We start from the raw sequence: 8,293 nt of genomic DNA, 5'->3' as shown, positions 1-8,293 counted from the left end.
ACATAAAATGGAGTGAGAGGGGATTGATATATCTCCTTGCCTCCTATAGGACTACCGTCTGAAATAACCATTAGTAAACCAATAAAATTTAGACCTATCACTAAGCTTAACACTGTGAGGGCTATTAAATAATATGTTAAAACCTTCCATGCATTTATTAAATAGGAAATAAAAGAAATGATAATACCCAATATATTCACAACACCGCAAAGCAAAGAAAGCCCTTTAAAGATACCTAGATAATCTTCATAACTTCCAACCAAATACATAAAACCGCTTAATGCCAAACCAATCCATGGATATAATTTAATATAACCTAAACTGACACCATGTGTAATCAATGGACCATGGTATCTTTCTTTTTCTATATTAGTGATATTTACTTTATCTTTTCTATTTATCTTTACCATTAACGAGACCACCCTTCCACTAGTTTAAGCCATTAGTTCTATTAGAAAAGATTTGTAAAAATCTGAATTATTTATTGGACTATAATCTATAATAATCATATTCAAAAAATCGTAATATTTTTTCTTCATTTCGCAACTCCTGTATTGATATTTTTGTTTCTTCTAAACTTCTCAGCATTAATTACTCTTATCCATTTTAAATCATTCTTGATAAACAATCTAGTTCTAGAGGATACGTTCATATTTCCAGCTTCCCTCTTAATAAAAAAAGGGAAATCGTTTCTTCAACAATCCCCTTTAATTCTACCATTTTTCAGGCACTTGATTTCTCCAGCCTGTGAAAACTTGTGCATAGCCCAATAGATACAAGGGCGTCAATGCGATACTCAAGCCTACCAAGGCAATAATCATATAGAGTCCTGACAGCATAAACAAGCGAGTGATGACTGCTACTGCTGCTGACAAGCAGCACAGGACGATGGCGTGAATCTGCAAAATATTGATCTTTTGTTTCTGTTCAAAATATCTCAATTTTGAAACGATCACCATCTGATAGAGCAAATTAATCAACTGATAAGACAAGCTGAGTATGATAAAAATCATAAAAAATGCTAAGTGGTTCTCACCAAAAAAGATGGAGCCCCAAAAAAGCAATTCAAAATGCAGAAATAGGTAAGAGCTGGTCGGAATGAGCTGCAAGGCTTTAATATCAAAAAACTTTTGGAAGAGTAAAAAGGCCAGGAACAAAATAAGCGTGTGAACGATAGTAAAATTCATGACTATCATGCTCAGATGATGCATCTCACCACGTAAGAAAATAGAAACGATAAATACCAGTGAGATGAAAAATAACTCAACTAAACCAGCCTTATAAAAATCTAAGTTTCTGATTGGATTACAATCCGTAACAAGAACATTCAAAAATTCATAATATCTCTTTTTCATTTTGTAAACTCCCATTGTTTAACTTTATAAAATTTCCCCTAAACTTCGCGAAATTTTCTATAAAAAAATTCCACATTTCATTATATCATACAGTATATAGGCTAAGGAAGTCTTATAAAACTATAGGTATAGTTCTATAGGATAGTTCCCTTTCTCAATCATTCGCCAAGTTGGCATTTTTCCGCTATAATAGTAGGGATGAACATCAAAGAAGAAATTATTAACTTAGCAAAAGACATTGGGATTTCTAAGATTGGCTTTACGACAGCGGATGATTTCGACTATCTGGAGAAATCACTGCTCTCGGCTGTAGACGAAGGGCGAAATTCAGGATTTGAACACAAGAATATTGAGGAACGAATCAAGCCCAAGCTGAGTCTGGCTTCAGCCAAGACTATCATCTCTATCGCAGTCGCCTACCCCCACAAGCTCAAGCAGCAGCCTCAGAAAACGGCCTATAAACGTGGGAAATTTACCCCTAACAGCTGGGGGCTGGACTACCATTATGTCCTACAGGACAAGCTGGACCGGCTTGCCAAGGGAATTGAGGAACTGACCGCTGACTTTGAATACAAGGGCATGGTGGACACGGGCGCCTTGGTCGATACCGCCGTAGCCCAAAGAGCAGGAATCGGCTTTATCGGCAAGAACGGCTTGGTCATCTCCAAGGAATTTGGCTCCTATATGTTTTTGGGAGAGCTCATCACCAATCTGGACATCGAGCCTGATCAGCCTGTCGACTACGGATGCGGAGACTGCAATCGCTGCGTGACAGCCTGCCCTACTTCCTGCCTGATTGGCGATGGCAGCATGAATGCCAAGCGCTGTCTGTCCTTTCAGACTCAGGACAAGGGCGTCATGGATCTGGAATTTCGCAAGAAGATTAAGACTGTCATCTATGGCTGTGATATCTGCCAAATCTGCTGCCCTTACAATAAAGGATTGGATAATCCTCTGGCAACAGAAATTGACCCCGACCTTTCTCATCCCGAGCTCCTGCCTTTCTTGGAGCTTTCCAACGGTCAGTTTAAGGAGAAATTCGGTCATGTGGCCGGCAGCTGGCGGGGGAAAAACATCCTGCAGCGCAATGCCATTATAGCTCTGGCAAATGCCAATGATCGCTCTGCCATTCCCAAAATGCTGGAAATTATCGACAAGGGGCAAAATCCGATTCATGTCGCTACAGCTATCTGGGCTCTGGGTCAGCTGGCGCGTGAGGTACATCCAGAAATGATAGAACTGGTCATGGGCATCAAAAATCCAACACCGCAAATCCAAGAAGAGCAAGACCGTTTTCTAGAGAAATTTGGCCTAAAAGAAAAACTAGTGATAGAAAACTAAACCGCTGAGACCTAAATATCTCAGCGGTTTCTTTATTTTTCTTCTTGTTTGCGGATTTCTTTGATAATGGATCCCATCTTGACTGACTCGTCGCTGAAATAGCGGTAAAGCCGTCCATCGCCATCTCCCATGTAGCTGATAGGAGAAAAGCGGTCACTGCGGAAAGCGTCATTCTCATCAATCAAGTCCTCATCTACCACACGCCGAGTGACACGGGCGATGACATTGGTCAAGGCACCGCATTCGACCATATCCAGCACCTGACACTCAATGGATACAGGGCATTGGTCTACCAGCGGAGCATCCACCGTCTCGCCAATTGTATAGCTAAGACCGGTCAGGGCAAACTTGTCCTTGCGGCTGTTGAAGCCAGCAATTTCAGACTCTTTGGTCAAATCCTTCTCTGGGACATTGACTGTGAATTGCTGGTGCTTGGTAATCTCTGTAATGGCATTTCCCTTGGTACGCATGGCAATAACCATCATACTGCCCAAGGAATAAACCGAGCTTGAAGTCGAAATATTATAACCGTGCACATCGTCCTTATAGCCTAAAAAGAAGACCGGAAAGCCGAAGTAAAGTTTTCTCGTTTCAAAAGTACGTTTCATATATGTTCCTTTATTTTTAATTTTAAAATAGATCAGCTGGCTGGGGTATGCATCAGCTAAAATATCCCTTGTCGCCTATCAACTTTTTTGTCACGGGGTGATGAGCTTGAATAGGAAGCTCAAAGTCCTTTATCTCATCAACGATTTCCCCGTCTGCCATGACCAAAATCCGATGGCAGAGAGCGTAGCTCAGCTTGAAATCATGCGAGATGAAAAGATAGGTCAGCTGATATTTCTCCCACAAATCATATAAGAGGCGTAACAACCTTCCCTGAACAATGGGATCCAGACCGCTCAGAGCCTCATCAAAGATGAGAACATCTGGCTTTAAGAGCAGGCCACGGGCGATGCAAATCCGTTGGAGCTGGCCGCCACTGAGCTGGCGCGCTGGCTGAGTCAGATAGCTTTTATCCAGACCGACGTCTTCTAGAATGGCTTCTATCTCTTCTCTAGCCACATCTTTTGGCAGAGCCTCTGTCAAGACCTGCTCGACTGTAAAGTGTGGATTGACTGAATGGAGCGAGTCCTGAAAGACCAGCAGAATTCTCACCCCAGACTTTTTGACTGAGTAGGGCTGGCCATCCAGTAAGACCTGTCCTTGACTGGGCTTTTCTAGACCAATCAGCAATTTAGCCAGTGTGCTCTTGCCACTGCCGCTCTCGCCCATCAGACCGATAATTTCAGCCTTCTGGACGGTGAAATCGCAGTCTTTAACAACCATTTTGCCGTCGAATTTTTTAAATACATGTCTACATTCCAGCATCTTGTCTCACCAACCGTTCGTATGGATTTCCTAAGATAAGGTCTTGGCTATAGGGTTGCGAAGGATTTTCGAGGAGCTTGGATACCGGCCCTTCCTCCATGATAGCCCCCTGATACATGACAAGCATTTTACCTCCCAGCTCCTGCGCCAAATGATAATCATGGGTCACTGTGATGAGAGTCTTTCCTTTAGCCAGCTGCTCCTTTAAGATGAGGATAATCTGCTCGCGATTGTGGATGTCAAGCGCCGAAGTAGGCTCATCCAAAATGATGATCTCTGGCTCTAAGCAAAGCAAGATAGCCAGCATGACCCGCTGCAGCATACCGCCGCTGAGCTCAAAAGGATATTTCTTCAAAAGCTCTTCCGGCTCTCCCAGTCTGACCTCTTTCATAGAGGTTACGGCCTTAGCCAGACAAGCGCTTTTTGAAATCTTGCTATGGCTGCGCAGAGTTTCCCAAAAATGGCTTTGAATGGTCTGAAAGGGATTGAACATAGCCATCGGATTTTGAGACATATAGGCTACTTGACTGCCTCGCAGCTGCTGCCAGTCCTTGAGAGAATTGCGCTCCAGAGACATAGAACCGTAGTGAACTTCTCCTTGCACACTCAAGGATGGAGGCAGCTGGCCAATCAATATCTTGGTCAAGAGGGTTTTGCCAGACCCACTTTCCCCAATAATGACCAGAGACTGCCCTGCCTCCACTTCAAAGCTGATGTCCTGCAGAATGGTCTTTTGCTCGATTTGAGCTGTCAGTTTCTTTACTGCTATTTTTTCCATATCTGTTTCCAGCCTTTCTCTTCAAAGCATTCGGCAAAAAGATTAAAGGCAACCACCGTCAGAAAGATAGCCAGGCCGGGCGCCAGCATCATCCAAGTTGCCGTTTGAAAATGGCTTCTAGCGTCATGCAGCATCATGCCCCACTCGGTAATGTTGGGTTGTACACCGATTCCCAAGAAGGAAAAACCAGAAATCATGAGAATGATATTCCCAATATTCATCAGCACAATAATCAAAATAGGCTTGTAGATAAAGGGCAGGATATGAGTTTTGAGGATATGAATCTGAGAGAGTCCCATGGTCTGGGCAGAAATGACATAGGCTTCCTCTTTGGCACTCTTGACTAGATTGGCCGTCACCCGAGCATAATAGACCCACTCTATGATGACAATGGCTAAAATCATATTCGTCATTCCCTGTCCCAATATCCCAACTGTAGCTAGCGATAGCAGGAAGCTAGGAAAGGCGGAAATAACATTTGCAAACCATAAGAAGGTCGCTTCCGCCTTTCCTTGGTACCATCCGATCAGCAAGCCGACTGTTACACCGATGACCACTTCCAGCAGACTGATAGTCAAAGATAAAAAGAGGGAATAACGAGACCCGTGCAGCAGACGAGACAAGACATCTCTGCCCAGCTGATCGGTTCCCAGCAGATGAACAGCATCAGGTGCCATTAGTTTGTTTGAGATCTCTACTTGCTGGGGGTCGAAACTCGATAGATAGGGAGCAAAGAGAGCACAGATGAAGAGGGCCAGCAAAATGACACTTGAAAAAATAAATCGTTTAGACATTGCTCCTCCTTTTTCTGACTCTAGGGTCTATCCAGAGCGTCAGCTGCTGGGTTAGAATATTATTTCCCAAGAATAATAGGCCAAATAAAAGCATACAGCACTGGATGATGGGTAGATCCACAGCCTGCAAAGCATCCACAAAGAGAGAGCCGACACCATTCCAAGAGAAGACTTCTTCGACAATCAAGGAGCCTGTCAGAAGATAGACCAAGGTCAGGCTCAGGCCTGTCGCAATGGCTGGCAGGGAATTTCTCAAGAGATGATTCTTGACCAGGAAGAACTTGCTGACTCCGCGCAGGAGGGCATTTTCAACATGGACACTCTTCATCTGTTCTATCACGGCCTTACGGATCAAGGCGGTATATTGGCCAATCAATGACATACTAAGGGTCAGACTGGGAAGAATCAAGCTGCTAAAATCCTGCTTGCCCGAAACTGGCAGCCATCTGAGCTGAACAGCAAAAATCACAATCAGCATGTAACCTAGCCAAAAGCTGGGCATGGAAACGCTGGAAAAGGATAGAAAGCGATTGACCTTATCAAAGAGAGAACCCTTGTAGACTGCACTAAAAATTCCCAAAGGAATAGACGTAAGCAAAATGAGGGCAAAGGAAGTCAAGCCCAGAGAAAGGGTGGACTGGAAACGCTCCAACACCAGGGGCAGGACAGGAACCTTTAATAGATAAGATGTCCCAAAATCCCCACGAAGAGCCTTAGTCAGCCAGCCTAGATACTGCTGGGGCCAAGGTTGATTGAGTCCCAGATATTCTCTGGCTTTTTCCAAGGATTGAGGAGTCACTTGAATCTTAGATACCCTTAGATAATTTTCTGCTTGATCCGCCGAGGATAGCTTGGCCAAGAGAAAGGTCAATACTGATATCATCAATAGAGCAGCTAAGAAAGAAACTATTTTTTTAAATAAATCTTTTTTCATAGTCCTTAAAAGAAAAGGGGCGGCTGATAAGCTTTTCAACTTAGCAGCACTACTCCCTTTATATTAAAATTTGCAGTTATGAAGTCAGCTTTTATTTTTTCTCAATATAGCGCAGTGGGAAAGCATTTTCTTCTGGGGCAAAGCGCATGCCTTCGAGTTCTCCCTTGCGGTAGACGGAAACAACGGACTGGTAAGTGATTGGAATATAGATAGCTTCATCGTGGAGCATGGTGAGGACTTTCTTATAACCTTCATCGACTTTTGCCTCGTCTGGTTCGACCAGAGTTGCCTTGATAATTTTATCAATTTCTGGCTTAGATGGCAGAGCTTCTAGGGAAACATTTTCTGGGTGGCCATGGTCAGCTGGTGAAGTCAGGGCAGTCATCCAAGCATGTGGATCCCAAGGTGCTCCCCAAGAGAAGGTTAGCATCAAATCAAAGTCGCCAGTCTTAATATTTTCCCAATAGTCATCTTCTTCCATCGCTTTAAGCTGAACGTCGATTCCGATTTTCTTCCATTCGCCTTGGAAGTACTCAACCAAGTCCTTGTCTGTCGCCTTAGACGAAATATAAGGAACATTTAGACTTAATTTCTTGCCATCTTTTTCACGAATACCGTCAGAGCCTTTCTTCCAGCCTGCTTGATCCAGCATCTTTTCAGCCAGTTTGATGTCATATTCATAGGGAGTCAGATTGGCGTCAGAGTGAGGGGTAGATTTAGAGAAGATGGTATCAGCTGGTGTTTCTGTTCCGCGGAAAATGTCTTTCGCGATAGACTTCTTATCAACCGCATGGTTCATAGCCTGACGGACAGTCTTGTCTTTAAAGATTTCCTGTTTAGCATTCAAAAGCATGAGGCGGCTGGACATTGGCTGAGATACGTCTGTCGTGTACTTGTCATCCTTGGCATACTTGGCAAAGTTATCCAGACCGATAACGCCATTTCCATAGATCAAGTCAACATTGCCAGACTCAAACTCAAGAGCACGGGTTTGTGGATCTGGAATAATCTTGACTGTTACTTCTTTCAGTTTAGGCTTTTCGCCCCAGTAATTTTCGTTACGGGTAAAGGTAATGTACTCGTTTGGCTTCTTGTCTTTGACAACCCATTGACCGGTTCCGATTGGCTTTTTGAGATTGTCCTTGGTCGTGTCGTCTCCGTCAGGGAAGGCAGCATCAGCTATGAAGCGAATCGGACGAATCATTGATAAATCATAGAGAGTCGCACTGTAGGCTTGTTTGAGTTTAATCTCAAAGGTATGATCATCTACAACTCGATAGCTTTCCAGCTGATTGGTGAAGTCAAACCAAGTGTGGTTTTTCTTGTTTTCCTCTGAAAAGACAGTATCGAAATTCCGTTTGACATTTTCTGCGTTAAAGTCAGAGTCGTCTGAGAATTTTGCCTTTCTCAGCTTGAAGGTATAGGTTTTACCATCTTCGCTGATATCCCAGCTTTCAGCTAAGGCTGGCTCGATTTTCCCATTGTCACCGTAGCGGACTAGGCCCTCATAGACCATATCCTGAATGACAAATTGGTCTGGATTGTAGCGGTGAGGATTGACATCCCCAAAGTCCTCTCCCCAGACCATAGTGAGTTTGTCTTTCTCATTGGCTTGTTTGGAAGAGTTTGAGTTTTGCTGGCAGGCTACCAAGAATAAAGGCAGCAAGAGGACAACTAATAAAAATAGTTTTTTTCTCATTTTTATTGAATCACTTTCTTG

8 protein-coding genes and 1 pseudogene are annotated in these 8,293 nt (G+C 43.5%); 1 reads left to right on the top strand and 8 read right to left on the bottom strand.

Going from position 1 to position 8,293, the window contains the following annotated elements:
* Both D8886_RS01310 and D8886_RS01295 read right to left on the bottom strand, forming a co-directional pair.
* A pseudogene (locus D8886_RS01310) lies at nucleotides 1–410 on the bottom strand (hypothetical protein); the annotation flags it as partial.
* Nucleotides 411–713: 303 nt separating this feature from the next.
* Nucleotides 714–1,370, bottom strand: coding sequence for a lantibiotic ABC transporter permease (locus tag D8886_RS01295; protein ID WP_185761215.1), 657 nt, complete (start codon nucleotides 1,368–1,370; stop codon nucleotides 714–716).
* Between the two features lie 183 nt (nucleotides 1,371–1,553).
* Between D8886_RS01295 and queG the strand changes: the two genes are divergently transcribed.
* Entirely contained in the window at nucleotides 1,554–2,696 is a 1,143-nt protein-coding gene (gene queG / locus D8886_RS01290; protein ID WP_185761214.1) for a tRNA epoxyqueuosine(34) reductase QueG, read from the top strand.
* Nucleotides 2,697–2,728: 32 nt separating this feature from the next.
* Here queG and D8886_RS01285 read toward each other — a convergent pair whose 3' ends face one another.
* From D8886_RS01285 to nikA, 6 genes are all read right to left on the bottom strand, one after another.
* The gene (locus D8886_RS01285; protein WP_002901082.1) at nucleotides 2,729–3,304 is read right to left on the bottom strand and encodes a flavin reductase family protein; all 576 of its coding nucleotides are present in this window, start codon (nucleotides 3,302–3,304) and stop codon (nucleotides 2,729–2,731) included.
* Between the two features lie 52 nt (nucleotides 3,305–3,356).
* On the bottom strand, nucleotides 3,357–4,067 hold the full coding sequence (locus D8886_RS01280) for an ABC transporter ATP-binding protein (RefSeq protein WP_125433989.1): 711 nt from the start codon (nucleotides 4,065–4,067) through the stop codon (nucleotides 3,357–3,359).
* A complete protein-coding gene (locus D8886_RS01275; RefSeq protein WP_125433988.1) occupies nucleotides 4,054–4,845 on the bottom strand; it encodes an ATP-binding cassette domain-containing protein in 792 nt (263 codons plus the stop codon). Before D8886_RS01275 ends, D8886_RS01280 begins: the two co-directional genes overlap by 14 nt.
* Nucleotides 4,833–5,639, bottom strand: a complete 807-nt coding sequence (locus D8886_RS01270) for an ABC transporter permease (protein ID WP_125433987.1) — start codon at nucleotides 5,637–5,639, stop codon at nucleotides 4,833–4,835. Before D8886_RS01270 ends, D8886_RS01275 begins: the two co-directional genes overlap by 13 nt.
* Nucleotides 5,632–6,573, bottom strand: coding sequence for an ABC transporter permease (locus D8886_RS01265; protein WP_125433986.1), 942 nt, complete (start codon nucleotides 6,571–6,573; stop codon nucleotides 5,632–5,634). The genes D8886_RS01270 and D8886_RS01265 overlap by 8 nt, the downstream gene beginning before the upstream one ends.
* Nucleotides 6,574–6,664: 91 nt before the next feature.
* The gene (gene nikA, locus D8886_RS01260) at nucleotides 6,665–8,272 is read right to left on the bottom strand and encodes a nickel ABC transporter substrate-binding protein (RefSeq protein WP_125433985.1); all 1,608 of its coding nucleotides are present in this window, start codon (nucleotides 8,270–8,272) and stop codon (nucleotides 6,665–6,667) included.
* Nucleotides 8,273–8,293 lie beyond the last annotated feature (21 nt).

This window comes from Streptococcus sanguinis, from assembly GCF_003943655.1.
Taxonomy (GTDB): domain Bacteria; phylum Bacillota; class Bacilli; order Lactobacillales; family Streptococcaceae; genus Streptococcus; species Streptococcus sanguinis_F.
This window is presented reverse-complemented; position numbering and strand designations above follow the sequence as displayed.